Consider the following 19,792-nt stretch of genomic DNA (forward strand, 5'->3'; position numbering starts at 1 on the left):
AAAAAGGGTATGGACAGCCAGCGGCTGAGTCGGCGCTTTGCGGAGTTGCAAGCACTAATTGAAGCCACCGGGGTTGAGATTGTGGGAAGGCTTTCACAGGCACGTGATACTCCAGAGGCCGGGTTAGGACAGGGCGCTGTGGAACGATTGCAGAGCATGATCGAGATGGATCATGCTAACATGGTGGTCTTCGATGGAGAGTTAAGTCCGAAGGAGGCGCTCAATATTCAGCGTGCCTTAGGAGACCAAGTGCAGGTGCTCGATCGGACTCAAGTGATTTTGGATATTTTTGCGCACAGAGCGTCCTCGCGAGAAGGCCAAGTGCAGGTCGAACTCGCTCAATACCGGTATTTAGAACCACGGTTGCGCAGCGCGCGGCGGTTTTCGCGTCCTGGAGCCGGCATTGGGACGCGCGGCCCGGGAGAAAGTCAGTTGGAGTTGGATCGACGACGGGTGGACCGCCGCATTGTGCAACTGAGTCGAGAATTGGATCGGATTGAACGCGTCCGCGAGGAAAGGCGGCATCGCAGGCACCGCACTGAACTACCGCGAGTGGCCCTCGTTGGTTACACTAACGTCGGCAAGTCGACCTTGTATGCACAATTGACGCAAAGACCGCAGCTTAGCGGCAATGCATTGTTTGTCACCTTAGATTCCACCGTCAGGCGGATGATGGTGCCCCACTTTGGTGCTATCTTATTGAGTGATACTGTGGGTTTTGTTGACCAATTGCCACATCACTTGATTGCCGCCTTCCGTTCGACTTTAGATGAACTGCGAGATGCCGACCTTTTGATTGAAGTCATTAATGCACACCCTCAGTCGAGCGTAACAGTGGCCGAACAACGCGCAGTCATTTCGAGTACTCTGACGGAATTGCAGGTGCAAAAGCTCCCCCGCATAAGAGTCTACAACCAATGGGATGCCGTGTCTGATAACCACTCTTATCCTCGCGATGGCATTGCCATATCCTCTCTGCGGGGAGACGGATTACCGCGACTCACCGTCGCCATTGCAGAGGCTCTTAGACAGCAAAGGCGTCAAACGACGGTGCGGGTGCCGTGGTCGGCCGATGAGGTGTGGAAGGTGATTTATCGGGAATTGGTGATTGTTGAACGGCGAGACTATGCCGATTACGCGGAATTGGTGCTCACTGGTCCCGAGGCGGGATTTTACTTGCTGCGCCAAGCGGGAGGATAGTGGAGAGTCGCCCATAAAGTGTGCGTTTCTCGCGATGCGCTGCAATGGTACAATAGGGAGACAATATTTTCGGGACATTAACGAGGTGCTAGGAGGAGGGAATGACATGGCGGAGCCCCGCTATTTTATTAAGACCTACGGATGTCAAATGAACGAGCGCGATACCGAGATTATGGCGGGACAGCTAGACAATCTGGGCTATCGGCCCTCAATGACGGACAAAGACGCCGATTTGATTGTTATTAATACGTGTGCCGTTCGAGAGTCGGCTGAAGAACATGCGTATGGGTATATCGGGCAGCTTAAACAATTAAAGGATCAGCGTCCCGACTTGAAATTAGCCGTCGCGGGGTGTATGTCTCAAGAGCCGGGTACCATTGCTTGGCTGAAAAAACATGCACCACAGGTGGATTTGGTTTTTGGTACGCATAACCTGCACCGCCTACCGGAATTGCTGGATGAGGTGGAGGAGTCACAGGAAATGCTGATTGATGTATGGAAAACCGCTGGAGATGAAGTGGTTGAGCATTTGCCGTCGCACCGGAGTGATGGGGTGAGGGCATTTGTTAATATCATTTATGGGTGCGACAAATTTTGTACTTACTGTATCGTCCCGTTTACCCGTGGGCGCGAGCGGTCGCGCGATGTGGAGCCGATTGTTGAGGAAGTTCGTGCCCTGGCTCAAGAAGGTTATCAGGATATCACGGTACTAGGTCAAAATGTGAATTCCTATGGTCACGATCTGACGCCAACGCGGGATCTCGGGGATTTGTTAGAGGAACTACAGCGGATTGACGGTGTTCGGTGGCTGCGCTATACCACATCGCACCCACGTGATTTTAGCCAACGGCTCATTGATGTGATTGGTGCATCAGACAAAATTACGCACCATGTGCATCTTCCAGTACAAGCGGGATCCAATCCGATTTTAAAGCGCATGAATCGCAAATATACCAAGGAGTCCTATTTGGATCTGATAGAGCGGGTCAAACGGAGTATTCCAGACGCCTCGCTAACAACGGATATTATTGTCGGCTTTCCCGGAGAAACTGAAGAGGATTTTCAAGAGACGTTGGATTTGGTGCGTCACGTTCGCTATGATTCTGCATTTACGTTTATCTATTCACCTCGGGAGAAAACGCCAGCGGCACGATGGGAGGGCCGCGACCCGGTGCCCAACCCCATCAAGAAAGACCGACTTAATCGGCTGATGGAATTGCAATATCAAATTAGCTATGAGGCGAATCAGGCCTTGATTGGTCGAGAAGAAATGGTGCTGGTTGAAGGGTTAAGCAGGAAGAACGATCAGGTGTGGGCTTGTCGTACGCACAGCAATAAGGTGGTACTGATTGATCGCGATCCAGCGCAAGATCTGATTGATCGGTTTGTGCCGGTGCGTATTACCGCGGCTAAAACTTTTTATTTGACTGGGCAACAAGTGGGCGGCCCGGTCTCGCCTCCGGCACCGCGACGCCGAGTGGAATTGCCCATGGTCTAAGAAGAAGCCGCCTACGGGCGGCTTCTTTGATACCAAGTAGGGTACTTCTTGGCACTCGTCTGGGTTAAGGCAGTTGGGCATATTAATGACCATAGACAGGATTAACCTGGACCGAAGGTGGTGAGGGGGTACGGCAGCGACTCGAGCGGCTCTTAAAAGCGTCGTCCTTGGTATGATTTTGACGCTCATGGTCGAAGTGGTCTACATTTATGGCATCGGAATGGCTATCACGATTCCACAGAACGAAGTAAGGGCTACATTGTCTGAGGTTCAACGAGCTACTGTGCGTCAGTGGCCTCAGGTGCGCACGGAGGCTTTGCGGAAACTACATCCGATTATTGAGCGCGATCTCTACCACCTTGTCAATGGAGTCAGTGTTTCTGTGGGGGGGATGGAGATCGTACTGCCTAAAACTCTCAGTGACCAGATTGTTCGCCATCTGACACAACAAATTGATGGACAAATCGCATACTACTTGTCCGAACAGGTGCACCCCCGGACTCTTATCACGGAGCAGAATTTTCGACGCATTATAGGTCCAGAGATATCCTTCCGATTGTGGGTTGATGTCTATAAACTTCCGATCCCGGTGACGGTTCATGTCGACGTGTAAGCGGGGGTCAAGTCAGGCCTTGCTGCGCTAAAAGCAATTGTGCTATAATACCATGGGCGATCTCTTGTCAGAGATGGCTAAATCTAGCACGCAGTCCAGCCCTGGTGATGTTGTCGGACTGCGGAGGCTAACCAGGAGGACTCTATGTCAGTCGTATCGATGAAACAGTTGTTAGAAGCGGGAGTGCACTTTGGGCACCAGACCCGACGATGGAACCCCAAGATGAAGCCTTACATTTTTACCGAACGTAACGGCATCTATATTATCGATTTGCAGAAGACCGTGCGTAAGGTGGATGACGCCTATAATTTTGTTCGCCAATTAGGGATGGATGGCGGAAAAATTCTTTTTGTCGGAACGAAAAAACAAGCCCAAGAGGCGGTCGCGGAAGAAGCTCGACGCTCAGGCGACTTCTTTGTGAATCAACGTTGGTTAGGTGGAATGTTGACGAACTTTGATACGATTAAAAAACGTGTCAAGCGTCTGGCTGAACTAAAGGAGCAAGAGGCCTCGGGTCAGTGGGAACGTCTTCCCAAAAAGGAAGTGAGTTCGCTCACCCGGCAAAAAGAGAAGCTTGAGAAATATTTGGGTGGTATTGAGGGGATGCGTGATCTACCGCAGGCGTTGTTTGTGGTGGATCCTCGCAAAGAACACATTGCGGTTACGGAGGCCCGGAAGTTAGGCATTCCTATCGTCGGTATTGTGGATACCAACTGTGATCCCGATGAAATTAATTATGTGATTCCGGGAAACGATGATGCTATTCGAGCTGTGCGTTTGCTAACAGCTAAGATGGCTGACGCCTTGATTGAAGGCCGCCAAGGAGAAACTCTTTCCCCTGAAGATGAGGTTGAGGAAGCGGCCCAATAGTACGCGGAACGATAGAAGGCGAAGGCGACCGGAAGGTCGCCTTCCTTACGAGGAGGATATTTGGTGATATCGGCACAAGATGTGAAGGCTCTGCGCGAGAGAACGGGCGCAGGAATGATGGAGTGTAAAAAGGCATTGGAAGAAGCTAACGGGCAGATGGAACGCGCTATCGACATACTTCGAGAACGAGGGTTAGCCGCAGCGGCCAAGAAGGCTGGGCGTCACGCCACGGAAGGATTGATTGAAAGCTATATCCATTCGCAAGGACGGATTGGTGTATTGTTGGAAATTAATTGCGAAACAGACTTTGTCGCCAATACGGCTGATTTTAAGGGGTTGGCGCACGATGTCGCCATGCATATCGCAGCGGCCCGCCCGCTCTATGTGCGTCGTGAAGAGGTTGCCAGTCATGAGTTGGAGCATGAGCGGGAGGTTTTGCGTCAGCAGGCGCTAAATGAAGGGAAGCCCGAGGCGATTGTCGAAAAGATGGTCGCGGGTCGGATTGACAAGTTTTATAAAGAAATTTGTTTATTAGAACAGCCGTATGTGAAGAATCCGGACTTAACGGTGGATCAATGGATTAAAGAGCACATCGCCCGTTTAGGGGAACAAATCGAGGTGCGGCGATTTGTACGATATGAACGTGGCGAAGATGCTCAATCAGAGTCCGTAAGCGCTGAAGACTAAGAGAAAGGGGCACGCGGTGCCCTTTTGTCTTAAGTGAAGGCCTGACCCAGTCGGAATCAAGGAGGAAATGTGGTGTCGCAACAACCGAAATATCGGCGTGTCGTGTTGAAACTTTCTGGTGAAGCATTGGCTGGCACTGCGGGCTTTGGCATCGATCCCACGGTGGTGGACAGCATTGCCCGACAAGTGAAGGAAGTGTTAGGGTTTGGCGTTGAAATCGCGGTTGTGGTTGGCGGTGGCAATATCTGGCGTGGCCAATCGGGATCAAGTAAGGGAATGGATCGAGCCACGGCCGACTATATGGGAATGTTAGCGACCGTGATTAATGCGTTAGCCTTGATGGATGCGTTGGAGAAGCATGGTGTAGTGGTGCGGGTACAAACCGCCATTGAGATGAAAGAGGTTGCCGAGCCATATATTCGTCGCCGCGCAATGACCCATCTTGAAAAGGGTCGAGTGGTAATTTTTGCGGCAGGAAATGGGAATCCCTATTTTTCCACGGACACCACTGCGGCCTTGCGTGCCGCTGAAATTGAAGCCGATGTGATGCTTAAGGCGACCAAGGAGGCGGGCGTCTATGATAAAGACCCGCGCACTAATCCCAATGCACGCAAATTGGACGAAATTGAGTATTTAGACGTCCTCAAAGAGAATCTTAAAGTGATGGACGCGACAGCAACCTCATTGTGTATGGATAACAATATTCCGATTGTGGTCTTCAACATGAATACCTACGGAAATATTTTGAAGGTCGTGTTAGGTGAGCCAATAGGGACCTATGTAGGAGGTGGCCAGCGTTGACGCTAAAAGAGATTGTGAAAAACAGTGAAGAGCATATGCAAAAGTCGGTGGATGCGTTTGTTCGTGACTTAGCAGGGATGCGGGCCGGACGCGCCCACCCCGCACTGCTAGAGAAAGTTCCGGTGGAGTACTATGGAGCTACCACACCGTTGCAGCACCTGGCGTCGGTGAGTGCGCCGGAGCCACGGGTGCTTGTGGTGCAGCCCTTTGATAAGACGGCAACGGGCAGTATTGAAAAGGCCATTATGAGGGCTGACTTAGGGGTGTCCGTCCGTGTCGATGGGGCCTTGTTGCGGGTCAATGTTCCGTCTTTGACGGAAGAGCGGCGCCGAGATTTAGTGAAACAATTGAAACGCCACTTAGAAGAGGGCAAGGTTGCTATTCGTAACGTGCGCCGAGAGGCGGTAGACATGTTAAAGAAGGCGCAAAAAGAGGGCGACTTAACCGAGGACGACGAGCGCCGTGGGCAAAATGATATTCAGCATCTGACGGATCGGTACATCAAAGATCTAGAACAAGTCGCGGAAGGTCGCGAAAAGGATATTATGACACCATAGCCTTTTCGCGAATAAAGGAGGATGTGGATGAAAAGTCCCCAATCTCAGGGTGATGTCTCTCCGATGGCCGAAGCACCGGTACCCAAACATGTAGCCATCATTATGGACGGTAATGGACGATGGGCTGAACGCCGCGGTCAGGACCGCCCCTTTGGCCACCGAGAAGGGGTGAAGGCCCTAAAACCGATTGTTAAAGAGGCACGCCAGATGGGTATTGAGGTTTTAACGGTGTACGCATTTTCCACCGAAAACTGGGTTCGACCGAGCGCTGAGGTGGATGTTCTGATGTCCCTATTGGTTGAGTTTTTGGCGCTAGAGACTCCGGAATTGAAGGCTGAGGGCGTAAAGATATGTACCATTGGTGACGTCTCCAAGTTGCCAGAAAAGGCGCAGAATTCCTTGCGGTGGGCTAAAGAAGAGACTGTCGAAGAAACGGGCATGATTCTGAACCTGGCGTTGAACTATGGTGCTCGAGACGAAATGCTGCGGGCCGTCACTCGGTGGCGGGCCGAGTGCCCTGAGCAAACGCAATTAAGCGCGGATGACTTTGCCACATTTTTGGATACGGCTGGCTTGCCCGACCCTGACCTTTTGATTCGTACTAGCGGCGAATATCGATTGTCTAACTTTTTGCTCTGGCAGTTGGCATATGCAGAGATCTATATTTCGGATGTTCTTTGGCCCGACTTTGGTCCTCGCGACTTAAAACGAGCGGTTGAAGAATATCACTCCCGCCATCGGCGGTTTGGTGGGTTAGGATAGGAGAGAAAAGCGTGTTACTACGCCGAACAATTACCGCCGTCATTGGTATTCCCATTCTTCTTGTGCTTATGTACTTGGGCGGATGGCCACTCGTTATCGCGACCGCCATATTTGAGGCCGTGGCGGTTTATGAAGTACAAAAAATGTTTCATACGCATGGGATGACCTTTTTCGCCCGTATGGGATTGGCCTGGGTCTGGGCGATCCTTTTGTGTCAGACCCTACATTGGCCGTTGGCATGGGGACTTTTGGCTGGCCTTTTATTGGTGGTCGTCGGGGCGGTGGTGTTGGGCCGTGAGGCATCAAGTTTTGAAGGGGCGTTAACGACGGCTTGGGCAAGTTTATACATAGGAGTATTGTTTTCCTTTTTAGTGGCTCTGAGAAATTTGGAATACGGGCGTTTGGTGATTTTTGCCTTTTTCGTCGTCATTTGGGCGACCGATGCTATGGCCTTTTTTGTAGGACGACAGTGGGGGCGGCATAAGTTGATGGTTCACGTGAGCCCAGGAAAAACCTGGGAAGGTACCATAGGTGGAGTCGTGAGTGCCGTCATTATTGGAATTGTGGTGGCTCCACTGATTCACCTGCGTTGGTATGATGCGGCCATATTTGCTGTCGTGGTCAGCGTTGTGGGAGTGGTTGGAGATCTCTTAGAATCGCAATTTAAACGCTATGTCGGGGTGAAGGATTCAGGCGCCTTACTCCCAGGCCACGGAGGGATTTTGGACCGGTTTGATTCTGCTTTATTAGCCCTTCCGTTTGCCTATTATTTATTGAAAGGCTTGGGCATACGCTAGTACCGAGGTGACTTATGCTTCGGGACCGCCGCTATTGGCAACGTATATTAATATGGGCAGGATTAATCGTCGTCTGCTATGCGTTCTGGCGCTGGGGCGCTGGATATGTGATGCCATTTATGATCTCGGCTCTGCTGGCGGTGTTGCTCGCTCCGCTCGTGGCTAAACTCCAACAATGGGGTCTAGGGCGCATGGCGTCAGTGGTCGTGGTATTGGCGTCGGCTGTCGCCTTTGTTTTGGCACTGGTCGCGGCGATGGTGTTTCTCCTAACGACAGAACTGATCGAATTGAGCCGGCGACTACCGAAATACGTTCATGCCCGGCCGTGGCACTTAGATTTATATCTAGAGCGCTGGAACAACATTCGTAGTCATCTCGGATTGGGTCGAGAAAGCATGAATTCGGAGCTGCGCTCACTCTACCATGTTCTTTCGGTTGTTTTACGTAGCCTGGCCCATCTTTTGGTCCAACTGCCGGAACTGGGATTGATGACCATCGTCGCTCTGGTCGCTGGATTTCTCATGCTTCGGGACTATGGCCTCATGATATTGGCTGCCAAAAAAAGTGCCCCCCCTCGCTTGCAATCCCAAATCGGGCCGCTTACGACAGATGTGATGGACGGTATCGTCGGGTTTCTCCGGGCGGAGATGGTGTTGGTCTCGGTGACCGGACTCGCCACCATGGCAGGCCTTTTGGTAATTCGGGCACCGTATGCCGTCCTCATTGGATTGACCGCTGGCTTGTTGGACATGGTACCCTTTATGGGACCCACGGTATTATTGGTGCCGTGGGCGGGGTTTGCCATGTTGGTCGGGAAGTGGACACTGGGAGTCCACTTGCTGATGGTACTGGGAGTGGTGGCGCTTGTGCGCCAGGTATTAGAGCCTCGGTTAGTGGGCCATGGCACCGGACTGCATCCAGTCGTGGTATTATTTTCCCTGTATATGGGGATCCGCTTGTTCGGGGCAAAAGGTGTCATAATCGGACCCTTAACGGCGGTCATGCTCAACGCCGCACGTCGAGTATTGGATGGCCGCGAGTAGCTCATGCCGACACAGAAGGGGAGTTGCAGGTGAAACCAACATCACTGGTGGTGCTGGGGGCCACGGGGTCTATTGGCAAGAGTCTCTTCAAGGTGTTTGAGCAACACCGAGATCGGATTGTCATTGATGGGCTGGTGGCGCACCAGAATCGGAAGGGTCTTTATGAGATGGGCAAAGCGATGGGGGCTCGCTGGGTCGCGCTCACTGATGAGGCCCAAGGAGCACTGCTGCAGCGTGAAGTGAATGAGTGCCATGGGCCGCGGGTGCTGAGCGGTGAAGCAGCCATGATGGAGGCGATTGGCGATTCACCAGCCACTGACCTTTTAGCCGCCATGAGTGGATTTGCCGGATTAACTCCAACTTTATGTGGGCTAGCACGAGGAATGCGAGTGCTCTTAGCCAATAAAGAAACCTTAGTGGCCGCAGGCGATCTGGTTCGGCAGGTGGCTCGGCAATCAGGTGGTAGCCTAGTTCCTGTGGATAGTGAGCATTCCGCGATTTTTCAGTGTCTTGCATCAGACCAACCGCTGCGACGCATCGTGTTAACCTGCTCCGGCGGGCCATTTCGCGGCCGTAGTCAACGGGAATTGGCTGATATTACCATATTCGAGGCTCTTACTCATCCTAATTGGGTGATGGGACGGAAAATTACCATTGACTCAGCCACCCTGATGAACAAAGGATTGGAATTGATTGAAGCTCATCATTTGTTTGATGCCCCCTATGACCGCATAGACGTGGTGGTACATCCCGAAAGTGTGGTGCATTCAATGGTAGAATTCGTCGATGGGGCGACCATGGCGCAAATGGGAGTGCCCGATATGCAGGTGCCAATTGCGGTAGCCCTAGCGTGGCCGGAGCGCTTGCCGCTCCATGTGCCGGGCGTCACGTGGCCAGGAACCACGCTACACTTCGAGGAGCCGGACCTCGAGACATTTCAATGTTTGGCGCTGGCGCGGAGAGCTGGTGAGGAGGGGGGGGTGTACCCTACCGTATTGAACGCAGCCAATGAGGTGGCGGTGGCCGCATTCCTAGCGGGCCAGGTAGGGTTTCTCGATATCGCCCATATTGTCGAAGAGAGTCTTAGCCGTGTGTCGGAGAATCTAACGGTCAATACGGTGGAGGATGTGCTCAGGATCGACCAGTGGGGGCGACAGATTGCGAGTCAATCAATAGAGAAGGTTCGGTCGAGGCGTTAAAATGGGGGCGAGAGAGTGCTAACGGTTGTGGCCATTGTTTTGGTATTTGGAGTCTTAGTGGCGGTACACGAGCTTGGCCACTTTCTTGTAGCCAAGGCGTTTGGCATGCCGGTCGACGAATATTCGTTAGGGTTTGGCCCGCACATCTTTACTCGTCGTTTTGGGGAAACGCAATACTCCTTGCGCATTATTCCGTTGGGGGGTTATGTGCGCGTCGCGGGAATGGATGGGCAAGCATCTGATAATCCGAGAGTTTATACCAATCGCCCCCTATGGGAACGATTTCTGGTTATTTTTGCAGGACCCATCATGAACTTGTTGTTAGCCTTTTTGCTCTACGTGGTGCTCTATGGACCGGTTGGTGTCCCCACGGTTACGACCATGGTGGTTCATGTAATGCCTCACTATCCTGCAGCTGCCGCGGGTATACGGTCAGGAGACCGTATTGTGGCCATCGATGGGACACGAGTGTCGAATTACACACAACTTGAAAGCGCCATCGCTGCTCACGCCAAAGACCTGATACGGGTGACTGTATCCCGTGGGCATCGCCAGTTTACGCGTTTGGTTCACACTCGATATGATAAAAGCTTAAAAGAGCGATTGATTGGGATCGAAATGCAACGCGTGGTAGTCCATCAAGGAATCATTAATTCCGTGAAGACCGGCATTGTGCAAACAGTACAATTGACCGGAGAATGGTTTGTTGCACTGTACAATATGGTGACAGGTCACACCCACTTTATGTCGGATGTGGCGGGCCCCGTCGGGATTGCCGTGATGGTGGGGCAGGCCGCGCGCGCCGGACTGGCGTATCTTTTACTCTTAGCCGCGGCGCTCTCGCTAAATTTGGGCCTCTTTAATGTTTTGCCGGTGCCGGTACTCGATGGCAGCCGACTGTTTCTCATCGGCATTGAAGCAATACGAGGTCGGCCTATGGATCCCGACCACGAAAGTATGATTCACCTTGTCGGGATGGCGCTCTTGATCGTGTTTGTGGTATTCGTGACCTACCATGAAGTAGTCCAATACATTCATTGAACCGGGGGTTAGTAGTGAATCCTTCCAGAGGATGCTAAGATATAGAGAGATGACGGTCAAGCAAACGAAAGGGAGCAGATTATGACAAAAAGTGTACGAGTACGTGATGTGGTCATTGGCGGTGGCGCTCCGGTACGTGTACAAGGTATGACCAAGTCGGATACGCGTGACGTTCAAAGTACCGTTGACGAGATTAAGCGTTACGTGGACGTAGGATGCGAAATTGTGCGCGTCGCGGTGCCGGATATGGAAGCCGCACTCGCAGTAGGCCCGATTGTTCAAGCATCGCCGATTCCGGTGGTGGCCGACATTCACTTTGATTACCGCTTAGCATTAGAAGTGATACGTCAAGGTGTCGATAAATTGCGGCTTAATCCTGGAAATATTGGCAATCGAGACCGTGTCGAGAGCGTGGTCAAGGCTGCTAAGGAACGCGACATTCCGATTCGGATTGGGGTCAACTCAGGATCGATCGAAAAGGGGTTGTTAAAGGACTTAGGACGGACGGCGGAAACGATGGTCGCCTCAGCGGCCAAGCATATCGAAATTTTAAATGACCTGGACTACGACAATATTGTGGTCTCCTTGAAGGCCTCGGATGTGCCGACTATGTTGGCGGCTTATCGCTTGATGGCCAAGCGTTATGATTATCCCTTGCATTTAGGAGTAACGGAGGCCGGTACGCTATTTCAAGGAACCATTAAGTCAGCCGTTGGTATTGGCACCTTGTTAGCTGAGGGCATTGGCGACACCATTCGGATTTCCCTTACCGCTCCGGGAGAAGAAGAAATCCGAGTCGCATGGGAGATCCTAAAGAGCCTCGAATTGCGTCAACGGGGGGCTAACTTAGTGGCCTGTCCGACTTGTGGCCGCTTGCAATTCGAAATGTGGCCGGTCACCAATGAGTTGGAGCGGCGCATGGCAACGATTAAGGAGCCCATTACGGTGGCTGTTATGGGGTGTGCGGTGAATGGCCCCGGAGAAGCACGGGAGGCGCACGTGGGTCTCGCGGGGGGGAAGAACATGGGCCTCATTTATAGGCACGGAGAGATTGTCCGGCGCGTGGAGCAAGAGGACATGGTTGAGGAATTATGGAAGGAAATTCAGGATGCTGCTGAGGAGGTTCGCGTTGGTGGAAAAAGTTCTCAAGGAGATCACCCCGAAATCGGTTGATTATTCGCAGTGGTACGTTGATGTGATTACCAAGGCAGACTTGGTAGACTATGGGCCTGTCAAGGGGTTTATGGTGATTAAGCCCTATGGCTATCGCATTTGGGAATTCATTCAAGCGGCGATGGATGCCGAATTTCGTGCCACTGGTCATGAGAACGCGTATTTCCCGCTCCTGATCCCGGAAAGCCTTTTAACTAAAGAAGCTGAGCATGTGGAGGGTTTTTCTGCCGAGGTAGCCTGGGTCACTCACGGCGGGGATGAGCCTTTAGCAGAGCGTTTGGCGGTTCGACCCACCTCAGAGACCATCATTGGAGCGATGTATTCTAAATGGATACAGAGTTATCGGGACTTACCCGTATTGATGAATCAGTGGGCCAATGTGGTGCGATGGGAGAAGTCGACGCGACCGTTTCTGAGGACGACGGAATTTTTATGGCAAGAGGGCCATACCGTGCACCGAACGGCCGATGAAGCCGAAGCCGAAACTCTGCAGCAGCTAGAAATCTATCGGCGCGTAATCCAAGAGGAGCTAGCCATCCCGGTGGTGGCAGGCCGCAAGAGCGCAGGAGAGCGGTTTGCGGGAGCAATCGAAACCTATACCTTGGAAGCGTTGATGGGAGATGGCAAAGCCTTACAAATCGCCACGTCGCACTTTTTAGGGCAAAATTTTTCTCAAGCTTTTGATATACAGTTTCTTGACGAAGATGGCATTCAAAAATTTGGTTGGACCACGTCTTGGGGTTCGAGTACGCGAATGCTTGGTGGACTCATCATGGTACACGGGGATGATAAAGGGCTGCGCGTTCCTCCGAGGGTAGCACCGGTGCAGGTGGTGATTGTGCCGATTGCGCGAGGTGATGAGGGAGCGGCAGTGGTCGACTTCGCGCACCAAATCGCTCATGACCTGGGTGATATTGCCCGTGTGCGGGTGGATGACCGTAATGAGTATACTCCAGGATATAAGTATAACGACTGGGAGATGCGTGGGGTGCCCTTACGGATCGAAGTCGGACCGCGAGATTTAGCGGCCGATTCGGTGGTTTTGGCACGGCGCGATCTAGGAACAAAAGAAGTGGTGGAGCGAACGGACTTGAAAGTGCGTGTGCAGGAGCGTCTAAAGGAGATTCAGCAGTCCTATTTTGATCAAGCCTACGCCCAATTGAAAGAGCGAACGGTTGCAGTAGTCCGTTATCAAGAGACCGCTCAATATGGCTACCGCGGGTTTTTTGAGGGGGACTGGTGTGGTCAAGAAAGCTGTGCAGCGACGCTTAAAGAGGCCACCGGGATGACCATTCGCTGCTTGCCGCTCGATCTTGTGCCTCAAGGGAGCGGATGTATTGTGTGCGCGGATCGGGGACAAGAACGCATATTGTTCGCCCGTGCATATTGAAGACAAGTTCCGCATCTAGTGGTGGTAGGGGTGGTGTGATGCGAGGTCCAGTGTCGGCGATTGTGCCGGCTTATAATGAGGCGCAAAACGTCCTGTCGGTGTTGAACGTCTTGAAAGAGGTCCCCGAAATTGGCGAGATTATTGTGGTCGACGATGGGTCGACGGATGACACGGCGCAGGTTTCTCGAACAGGGGGCGCCATTGTCGTGGCGATGCCAGAAAACGTCGGTAAAGGCGGAGCCATGAAGGCGGGGGCCGCGATCGCCCAAGGTGACGTGGTGTTATTTTTAGACGCGGATTTGGTGGGTCTCACCGTCGATCACGTGCGGGAACTGATTGTGCCGGTCATGGGTGGAGAGACGGAGGCGACGGTAGGCATCTTTGAAGGAGGCCGCGCTTCGACCGACTGGGCGCAGGCATTGGCCCCGTTTCTTTCAGGACAGCGCGCGCTGCGACGGCAGCTTCTTGTAGGGTTTGAACATATCGACATGGCCGGATACGGGGTGGAGTTGCAACTGCATCGTCAGTTAAAGCGCTTGGGCATCTCGCCCCGTGAGGTGGTTTTGCGAGACGTCACTCAAGTCGTGAAAGAAGAGAAGTTAGGCCTTGTAAAAGGATTTTCGGCACGCATTCGGATGTACTGGGAAATAATACGCGAAATCCCACGGATTTAATCGGCATTATTTGAGGTGAATCATGGCAGTCAATCGCTTTGTGGAGTGGCAGCGGGCCCAGGGATTCGAGGGGGAGCCGCTGCAAGTGGTGGAAGTACACCGGGATGCGAGTCACATCAGAGTGGTATATCGCAGCACTGGCCAAGGGGAATGGCAGCAGGAACTGTCGCCTCTTGCACAACAGCTGAGTAAAGATTTTGGCGAGTCGGTGGAATTCGTGGGAAGCGAGACGTTCTTAACCAGCCCCATAGACGCTATTCGCCATGCCATTGGACCTACGCTTTCGGCGATGTTGAGTGACCAACCAATAGAGATTTTGGATTCCCATATTGTCATTCGGTTTTCCAATTCGTTGGCTCTGACGGTGTTTGAGAAATGGGGAGGGGCAGGGAGGCTGAAGCGCGAAGTGGACGCCTTGGAGCGCTACGTCATAGATACCGAGGTGCTGGATATGGCTCCGCCCACTCCGGACGAGCCGGTGGCGGTGGGCCCTCCCCTCATGCAAAAGAAAATTGAGGAGAGCATCGGCCGACCAGTGGACGTCACCAAGGCGATCTCCTTAGACCGGATTCCGAGTGGTGGAGATATTGTCGTGGCAGGTGAAGTGGTGACTCAATCGTATCGGGAGTCACGCGATGGCTCTAGACACTTTACCTGGACCATTACCGATGATATTGGCGCGATTCGCGCTAAGTTTACTGAGCGGCGCGGCAGTCGCCGCTATGCCGACGACTTATGGTCAGCTGGGTCCTTCGTGGCCTTGCGAGGGACACTGGAAGTGGACAAGTTTACGGAGGAACAAGTGATGCGCGTGAAGGACGGTGCTCCGTCGACGCCACCCGTGCGATTTGCGCCGGATGATCGCCCTCGCATTGAATTGCATGCCCATTCAAAGATGAGCGCTATGGATGCCTTGGTGAGTGCCCGTGATCTCTATGAGGGCGCCAGCGCAGCCGCGATGAAAGGGTTGGCGATTTTAGATCATGGCGTGCTACAAACCTATCCCGAAGCAGAAACATTAGGCAAAAAGACGGGTGTGCGCCCCATTTATGGGGTGGAGGTCAACATGGTGGATACCGTGGTTACTCCGCTGACAGGCCCCCACGCAACCGAGTGGATGAATAAATCGTGGGTGGTCTTTGATGTGGAGACTACCGGTCTCAGTCCGCGCTCCCACCAGGTGTTGGAGTTGGGCGCGGTGCGCGTAGTGGACGGAGTCGTCAAGGAGACATTTCACCGTCTTATACGACCCGAGCGGTCGATTTCTTCTGAGACCACTCGAATCACGGGCATCAAAGCGGAAGAGTTGGTGGACGGAATTTCGCAAGAGATCCTCTATAGGGAGTTTAGCGAATTTGTCGCTGATAGTGTGCTGGTGGCACATAATGCCCGGTTCGACCTAGGATACTTGCGGGCGGGAATCGACAAATATTTGCCGGAAAGACCATTTGATCCGGTGGTCCTTGACACGCTAACCTTGGCTCGAGCGGTCTTCCCAGGCCTCAAGAGCTATGGATTGGGACCGCTGACCGACCACTTTAAAATTTCCTTGACTCAGCATCACCGAGCGTTAGCAGATGCTGAAGCGACCGCTTATTTGGCTTTACGGTTAGTGCGCGAATTGCAAAGTCGTCAACCCGGATTGGCGGTAGGAGAGGCGATGGAGGTAAGCCATACGGTCGGTCGTCCTATTCCCGTAGTGTTGTTGATTAAGAACCAGGCGGGCGTGAAGGAACTGTACCGATTGGTGTCGGAGTCTCATTTGAATTATTTCCATCGGGTACCGCGCATTCCACGGCAGATGATTGAGAGTGGCCGGGAGTTTTGGTTAGTGGGCTCTCCGTTTCATGGTGGTGAGGTGGCGGACGCCCTATTTCGTAACGCGAGCAGTTCGGAGAGGGATGCGATTGCCAGATTTTATGACTATTGGGAAATAGTGCCGCCCACAGCAGCCCAAGGGCTCAGCGCCGAGGGGCTGTTAGATGGTGACGACGCTGTAAAGGCTTATATTGAGGACTTGATTACCTGGGGTCAGGAGGCCGGACGACCTGTGCCGGCGGTATCTGATGCACATTATCTTCTCCCACACCATCATATTTATCGAGAAATTTTGGCCGCGACTGCGAAGGGTGAGTTACATGACCGCCACGATAACTTGCACTTGCGGTCGGCTCGAGAAATGCACGAGGACTTTGGGTTTTTGTCCGATGATCGTCGAGAATCAGTGATTTATACCGCGCCCGAATGCGTGCTTGATGCCTTAGAAGAGGTGCAGCCGGTGCCCACCGGATTATTTTCTCCTAAGTTGCCAGAGGCCGAGAAAGTGGTGTCCGAAGAGCCATATCGTCGGGCCGAGGCTCTATATGGTACGCCGTTACCCGAGGTGGTACGGGCTCGATTGCAAAAAGAGGTGCAATCGATCGTGTCTAATGGGTTTTCGAGTATTTATTATATTGCCCATCGGTTGGTGCAGAAATCTCTTGACGATGGATACCTCGTAGGTTCGCGAGGCTCGGTAGGATCGTCGTTGGTAGCGACGTTTCTGAATATTACTGAAGTAAACCCGCTTCCCCCACATTATCGCTGTCCGTCATGCCAATGGTCCGAGTTTGTCAGCGATGGTACCGTGGGATCCGGATTTGACCTGCCGGCCAAGGCCTGCCCCCAGTGCCAGACGGATTTGATTGGAGATGGGCAGGATATCCCTTTTGAAACTTTTTTGGGATTTGAGGGAGACAAGGTGCCCGATATTGACTTGAATTTCTCTGGTGAATATCAACCGGAGATTCATCGCTATACGGAGGTCTTATTCGGTAAAGGGCACGTATTTCGCGCAGGAACCATTGCGACTATCGCGGAAAAGACCGCCTTTGGATTGGTGAAAGCTTGGGAGAGAGAAACGGGTCGGGAATTGAGCCCTGCAGCGGTCGATTGGTTAGCCGCAGGCATCACAGGTGTCAAGCGGACCACCGGTCAACATCCAGGAGGTCTGATGGTGGTGCCGATTGATGAGGACGTGTATCGATTTACACCAGTGCAAAGGCCGGCCGATGATAAGACGTCAGACGTGGTGACGACGCATTTTGACTATCACGCCATTGAAGGTCGGTTACTCAAATTAGACCTCCTTGGGCATGATGATCCGACGGCTATTCGGATGTTAGAGGATGTGACCGGAATCAAGGCCAATGAGGTCCCGTTTCAGGATCCGGCGACAATGAGTCTCTTTAGTGACGTCAAGGCATTGGGGGTGCGTCAAGAAGATATCGGGACGTCCGTGGGCAGCTTGGGCATTCCAGAGTTCGGGACGCGATTTGTCCGACAAATGCTAGTGGAAACACGCCCGCAAAGTTTTGCCGAACTGGTGCGCATTTCCGGGCTCTCCCATGGTACCGAGGTATGGACCAACAATGCGCAAGACCTTATCAGAGACAAAGTGGCAACGCTGAGTGAGGTCATTGCGACCCGTGACGACATCATGACCTATCTCTTACAAAAGGAAATTCCGCCGAAACAGGCGTTTGCAATTTCGGAAGCGGTGCGCAAGGGCAAGGGACTTCACCCGGACCAAGAAGCTCTGATGAAGGCGCATCAAGTGCCACTTTGGTACATTGAATCCTGTCGCCACATTAGTTATCTCTTTCCCAAGGCGCATGCTGCAGCCTATGTCATGATGGGTTGGCGGATTGCCTGGTTCAAAGTGCACCACCCCTTAGCCTATTATGCTACTTACTTTTCGGTACGGGCGGGAGATTTCGATAGTGAGCCGGTGCTTAAGGGGTTGAGTGGGGTTAATCAAGCTCTGCGCGCTATTGAAGACAAAGGCAATGAAGCGTCTCCGAAGGAAAAGGGTATGGTCACGGTGCTTGAAATTGCGCGGGAAATGCTGGCTCGTGGACTGCAATTTTATCCCATTGACCTAGACCGTTCCTCGGCGGCGCGATTTACCATTGAAGGAAACGGTTTGTTGATACCGTTTGCGGCCTTACCCGGGCTCGGCGTCAGTGCGGCCGAAAAAATTATCGAGGCGCGTCAAGAGTCGCCGTTTTTGTCGATTGATGATTTGCGACAGCGTGCACGTCTTTCCCGGAGCGTGATCGATTTATTGAAAGCGCATGGTGCGCTGGGCGACTTAGGAGAAACCAGTCAGTTGGGCTTCTTCTGATGGCGTCAACGCCATCGCGATCATCCTCCGCAGGTTATCCGAGGGCCTTTTGGGGGGCTCTGATTGCGGTGTTTATTGTCCAGACGGGCTTTGGCGCCATTTTGCCGCTCCTGCCACAGTTTGTGCGTTCGCGGGGCTTTCCGGTCGGGGATATGGGACTCATGGCGGCTTCTTATGCTGCAGTGTCCTTTGTGGGTCAGCTCATCTTGGGATCGACGGCTGATCGATTAGGGCGCAAGCGCCTCATGGTCTTCGGCAGTGTGGTAGAAGCGCTGGGTACGGCCGGATTTCTTGTTCATGGGAGCGTGATTTGGTATATCTTTTGTCGGGTACTGCAAGGCATCGGTAGTGCCGCTCTCGTTCCGGCGGCCAATGCCTTGGTGGCCGACGTTGTGTCTGAAGAGAGCCGGGGACGGGCTTATGGACTGATGTCAGCGTCGGGAAGTGCTGGATTTGCGGTGGGCCCAATGCTGGGAGGCGTGGCGGGTGCCAGCCTTGGACTCAGGGCCCCCTTCGTGATTGGAGCGATTCTCAATCTCGGCGCGACCTTAGTGACGTTACTCACCTTGCCGCGACACCTGCCACATAGGCGGGTACGGGCCGCGCCGGCAGGGCAACGCACGCTGTTGTTGAAAAAACTGTGGCCCTATTTTGTGGTAATGTTTGCCTGGATGGGTTTAACGGGCATGTACGATACCAGTTGGAGTCTCTATATGGAGTGGCTGGGGGCGACAAAATGGGTGATTGGGCTGTCGTTTACTCTGTTTGGCATTCCGATGTTGCTGTTCAATATATATGGTGGTCGTTTAGCTGATCGCGTCGGGATTCGACGCTGGATTATTTTGATGGGAACGGGACTGCAAGCCTGCACAGTCGCCATTTACGTGTTGTCCCGATCGGCATGGTTATCAATTTTTGTCTCCGTGGCCGAAGCGGGTGCTATGAGTCTCACCGGGCCGGCGCTATCCGCGTCGGTCATGGATGCCTCTCCGAAAGAATCCCACGGGCAAATGCAGGGGTGGTTTCAGGCTAGCGGGACACTTGGTGCGACACTAATGGCGCTCATCTCGGGACCGCTTTTGGTCTCTTCACCAAACCACCCTTTTATTGTTGGCGCGTTGCTCTTGGCAGTGACTACTTTAGTCATTGGCGGTGTGTGGCGGCCCTGGACGAACAAATCTTTGTCTTCGAACGGTCTCTAGGGACCAGCCACGAGGTGGCCACCCCCTTAACCACGGCCTTAGCCTGCTGACTGGTGACTGTCATATCGAACACCGGGGCTGAAACGGTCACGGATGGTGTCCTTGGGGTGGTTAGTGGTT

17 protein-coding genes are annotated in these 19,792 nt (G+C 53.0%); all 17 read left to right on the plus strand.

Annotated elements, in window-relative coordinates; all coding sequences use genetic code 11:
• Positions 1–1,200, plus strand: a 1,200-nt coding sequence (gene hflX, locus ACOJWD_RS05210; protein WP_486992161.1) for a GTPase HflX, incomplete at its 5' end; no start/stop codon positions are given.
• Between the two features lie 106 nt (positions 1,201–1,306).
• The gene (gene miaB, locus ACOJWD_RS05215) at positions 1,307–2,698 is read left to right on the plus strand and encodes a tRNA (N6-isopentenyl adenosine(37)-C2)-methylthiotransferase MiaB (RefSeq protein WP_486992162.1); all 1,392 of its coding nucleotides are present in this window, start codon (positions 1,307–1,309) and stop codon (positions 2,696–2,698) included.
• A gap of 187 nt (positions 2,699–2,885) precedes the next feature.
• Positions 2,886–3,311, plus strand: coding sequence for a hypothetical protein (locus ACOJWD_RS05220; RefSeq protein WP_486992163.1), 426 nt, complete (start codon positions 2,886–2,888; stop codon positions 3,309–3,311).
• A gap of 144 nt (positions 3,312–3,455) precedes the next feature.
• Entirely contained in the window at positions 3,456–4,181 is a 726-nt protein-coding gene (rpsB, locus tag ACOJWD_RS05225) for a 30S ribosomal protein S2 (RefSeq protein ID WP_486992164.1), read from the plus strand.
• A gap of 63 nt (positions 4,182–4,244) precedes the next feature.
• The gene (gene tsf, locus ACOJWD_RS05230) at positions 4,245–4,868 is read left to right on the plus strand and encodes a translation elongation factor Ts (RefSeq protein ID WP_486992165.1); all 624 of its coding nucleotides are present in this window, start codon (positions 4,245–4,247) and stop codon (positions 4,866–4,868) included.
• A 72-nt stretch (positions 4,869–4,940) separates the two neighbouring features.
• Positions 4,941–5,669 (plus strand): UMP kinase, encoded by a 729-nt coding sequence (gene pyrH, locus ACOJWD_RS05235; RefSeq protein WP_486992166.1) that lies wholly within the window; start codon positions 4,941–4,943, stop codon positions 5,667–5,669.
• A complete protein-coding gene (gene frr / locus ACOJWD_RS05240) occupies positions 5,666–6,226 on the plus strand; it encodes a ribosome recycling factor (protein ID WP_486992167.1) in 561 nt (186 codons plus the stop codon). Before pyrH ends, frr begins: the two co-directional genes overlap by 4 nt.
• A gap of 21 nt (positions 6,227–6,247) precedes the next feature.
• Complete coding sequence (gene uppS / locus ACOJWD_RS05245; RefSeq protein ID WP_486992168.1) at positions 6,248–6,988, plus strand: undecaprenyl pyrophosphate synthase; 741 nt, start codon at positions 6,248–6,250, stop codon at positions 6,986–6,988.
• A gap of 11 nt (positions 6,989–6,999) precedes the next feature.
• A complete protein-coding gene (locus tag ACOJWD_RS05250; protein WP_486992169.1) occupies positions 7,000–7,785 on the plus strand; it encodes a phosphatidate cytidylyltransferase in 786 nt (261 codons plus the stop codon).
• A gap of 14 nt (positions 7,786–7,799) precedes the next feature.
• Positions 7,800–8,828: a sporulation integral membrane protein YtvI gene (ytvI, locus tag ACOJWD_RS05255; protein ID WP_486992170.1), complete on the plus strand. Its 1,029-nt coding sequence runs from the start codon at positions 7,800–7,802 to the stop codon at positions 8,826–8,828.
• 29 nt (positions 8,829–8,857) lie between these two features.
• Positions 8,858–10,027 (plus strand): 1-deoxy-D-xylulose-5-phosphate reductoisomerase, encoded by a 1,170-nt coding sequence (dxr, locus tag ACOJWD_RS05260; protein ID WP_486992171.1) that lies wholly within the window; start codon positions 8,858–8,860, stop codon positions 10,025–10,027.
• A 15-nt stretch (positions 10,028–10,042) separates the two neighbouring features.
• The gene (gene rseP / locus ACOJWD_RS05265; protein WP_486992172.1) at positions 10,043–11,068 is read left to right on the plus strand and encodes an RIP metalloprotease RseP; all 1,026 of its coding nucleotides are present in this window, start codon (positions 10,043–10,045) and stop codon (positions 11,066–11,068) included.
• A gap of 81 nt (positions 11,069–11,149) precedes the next feature.
• Complete coding sequence (gene ispG, locus ACOJWD_RS05270; RefSeq protein ID WP_486992173.1) at positions 11,150–12,241, plus strand: flavodoxin-dependent (E)-4-hydroxy-3-methylbut-2-enyl-diphosphate synthase; 1,092 nt, start codon at positions 11,150–11,152, stop codon at positions 12,239–12,241.
• Complete coding sequence (gene proS, locus ACOJWD_RS05275) at positions 12,201–13,631, plus strand: proline--tRNA ligase (protein ID WP_486992199.1); 1,431 nt, start codon at positions 12,201–12,203, stop codon at positions 13,629–13,631. Before ispG ends, proS begins: the two co-directional genes overlap by 41 nt.
• A 38-nt stretch (positions 13,632–13,669) precedes the next feature.
• Positions 13,670–14,305 (plus strand): glycosyltransferase family 2 protein, encoded by a 636-nt coding sequence (locus ACOJWD_RS05280; protein WP_486992174.1) that lies wholly within the window; start codon positions 13,670–13,672, stop codon positions 14,303–14,305.
• A gap of 22 nt (positions 14,306–14,327) precedes the next feature.
• Complete coding sequence (locus tag ACOJWD_RS05285) at positions 14,328–18,470, plus strand: PolC-type DNA polymerase III (RefSeq protein WP_486992175.1); 4,143 nt, start codon at positions 14,328–14,330, stop codon at positions 18,468–18,470.
• A 68-nt stretch (positions 18,471–18,538) separates the two neighbouring features.
• Entirely contained in the window at positions 18,539–19,672 is a 1,134-nt protein-coding gene (locus ACOJWD_RS05290; RefSeq protein ID WP_486992176.1) for an MFS transporter, read from the plus strand.
• Positions 19,673–19,792 lie beyond the last annotated feature (120 nt).

It is taken from the genome of Sulfobacillus sp. TH-112, assembly GCF_057473405.1.

Excerpts from the sequence above, each read along its gene's own strand:
- ispG (WP_486992173.1), top strand. The coding sequence starts at position 11,150 with ATGACAAAAAGTGTACGAGTACGTGATGTGGTCATTGGCGGTGGCGCT.
- rpsB (WP_486992164.1), top strand. The coding sequence starts at position 3,456 with ATGTCAGTCGTATCGATGAAACAGTTGTTAGAAGCGGGAGTGCACTTT.
- ACOJWD_RS05280 (WP_486992174.1), top strand. The coding sequence starts at position 13,670 with ATGCGAGGTCCAGTGTCGGCGATTGTGCCGGCTTATAATGAGGCGCAA.
- ytvI (WP_486992170.1), top strand. The coding sequence starts at position 7,800 with ATGCTTCGGGACCGCCGCTATTGGCAACGTATATTAATATGGGCAGGA.
- miaB (WP_486992162.1), top strand. The coding sequence starts at position 1,307 with ATGGCGGAGCCCCGCTATTTTATTAAGACCTACGGATGTCAAATGAAC.
- ACOJWD_RS05285 (WP_486992175.1), top strand. The coding sequence starts at position 14,328 with ATGGCAGTCAATCGCTTTGTGGAGTGGCAGCGGGCCCAGGGATTCGAG.
- uppS (WP_486992168.1), top strand. The coding sequence starts at position 6,248 with ATGTGGATGAAAAGTCCCCAATCTCAGGGTGATGTCTCTCCGATGGCC.
- ACOJWD_RS05220 (WP_486992163.1), top strand. The coding sequence starts at position 2,886 with ATGGTCGAAGTGGTCTACATTTATGGCATCGGAATGGCTATCACGATT.